This is a genomic window from Methanosaeta sp. UBA356 (assembly GCF_002496465.1).
GTDB lineage: Archaea > Halobacteriota > Methanosarcinia > Methanotrichales > Methanotrichaceae > Methanothrix > Methanothrix soehngenii.
Genome location: NZ_DAKC01000050.1, coordinates 1,954 through 3,707, shown reverse-complemented (window position 1 = coordinate 3,707; position 1,754 = coordinate 1,954). Strand labels below are relative to the sequence as shown.

The 1,754-nt window shown below is 55.2% G+C and carries 2 protein-coding genes and 1 pseudogene; all 3 read right to left on the bottom strand.

All coding sequences use genetic code 11. The annotated features are described in order from the left end of the window. Positions 1-247 (bottom strand): annotated as a pseudogene (locus tag BP727_RS04065) (hypothetical protein); the annotation flags it as partial. A 5-nt stretch (positions 248-252) separates the two neighbouring features. Beyond that, positions 253-522, bottom strand: coding sequence for a hypothetical protein (locus tag BP727_RS04060; protein WP_013718954.1), 270 nt, complete (start codon positions 520-522; stop codon positions 253-255). 105 nt (positions 523-627) lie between these two features. Next, positions 628-1,754: DUF4139 domain-containing protein (locus BP727_RS04055; RefSeq protein ID WP_286857535.1), on the bottom strand; the 1,127-nt coding region annotated here is incomplete at its 5' end.

Genomic DNA, 1,754 nt, shown 5'->3' with positions numbered 1-1,754 from the left:
TTGAGGTATCATGCGGGTGCTCTTTCGCACAGGTGGGATGCTCAGTTTCAACCTGAGCGCAGAAGGCTTTAATCGCCACCTCATCGCCATCATTAAAGGCCAGGACTGCCTGGCCTTCGCTGCATCTCATATTGTGGGCCTCCGTCTCCTGGAAGGATGGGGTCATCCGCCGGATAATCCGGTCGTATCCTGTCCAGCCGGATATGCTCATGGCGATCACTGCGTAAAAAAGCCTAGGCCCCAGCATGCCTATTATGCCTGGGTGAGCAGGAGTCCGGGGAAAGAGCTTTTCATGTCCGCCAGCCTCATGAGCAGGCTATCCACCAGTCCGCCTTTGAATCCGGACAGCAGGCTCACAGTGGTTCTGATAAAGAGAGATATGACTACGATTATGGCGGGCATGAGCAGAGAGAGCCGGGCACCCAAAGATAATCCTTGAAAGGACATCCCGCCCGAGCTTATCACTTCCCAGGAGATGATCCTGGTTCGGCCACTGGAGCCTGTGACTGATTTAAAGACCATGGGCTCAAGACAGGGGATGAGCTCATCGTGGATGAGATTTGAATCCCATGGTCTCTTGATTATTTTATGGTTGAATCGCCGTTAGCTATTGTTTACACCAAATTCCTAGGACGAACCATCCAGGCTCTCCGTCGTTACCACTCGATAGCTGTAGTCGATGGCCGTCTTCTGCCGCGCCAATAGCTGTAGCCGCCATTTCAGGCTGGTGGCCGTGGTCTCGGCGGGTTTGGGGGTGACGTCGATCATCTCCGCCTCCTGGGGCAGGTTGTCTGTGGCCTCTAAAGTGGCCGCACGGTCCAGATTGCTCTCGACTTTGAGGTGATAGGTCCAGGTCTCAGTGGTCTCTTTTACGGTATGATTCCGTCCGTTGGACGTGATGGCCCGGATCTTCTCCGTGACGTTGTAGTCCTTCAGCTTTCTCGTAACCTTGAGATCCGCAGACGGGCCGATGACAAGGGTGGCATTGGTCCCGGATGCAGTGTAGGGCATGTCTATGGTGGAGACATAGTCGTCATTTCTGTAGAGCAGCGCCGTCCCGGAAGGCCAGGGGTTCTTCATGGTGTTATTGGCCCGGATCTCCTCCACTGCAGGCCCCTCCTCCTGAAGGTAGGCATTCCAGGTGTAGACCCTGACCAGAGGTACGTTCTCTTGGAAGAGCGGGAATCCGATCTCCTTGTCCATGGCCAGATCCTTTCTGCCCTCCAGCTCGAAGATGTAGAGCGTCTCCAGTTCGCCTGAGGATGAGCCCTCTGGGGCAGCTGCCAGATCAAAAGCCTCGTTTAACGCTGCTTCGGCCGCATATGCCTGCTGGATTTGTGCGGACCTGTATATCGGCTCGACGGCAAGAGGCAGTCCGGCCACCAGCTTGAGTCGCACGTTCTTCAGGTCCTCTCCGCCACGATTGCGGACGACGGCGTTTGCATTCAGAAGAACGGAATCATTGGCGAGATGCAGATCGTATCTGGGCTCCCAGAAGCCTGCACTGTGCATCAGATAGCTGAGCGCAAAGTCCTGCGGTCCCGAGGAAGAGATATTCAGAGCGTAAACGGGATTGGAGTCATAAACCACTCTCTGTACGCTGGCATTGCTCACGCTCAAGAGGATGGAGCTCTTGTCGGCTGCATCAGGAATGTTGATTACGAACTTATGCTCGCCGACAGTTGTATCCAGGGTTCCCATGCGCTTCACTGCCATCAGGCCGTCCGGATAAACGGTGACAGAGTCGACAGGCA

Bases quoted from the DNA above. Each gene is read 5' to 3' on its own strand.
- BP727_RS04060 (WP_013718954.1), bottom strand. From the start codon at position 522: ATGGTCTTTAAATCAGTCACAGGCTCCAGTGGCCGAACCAGGATCATC.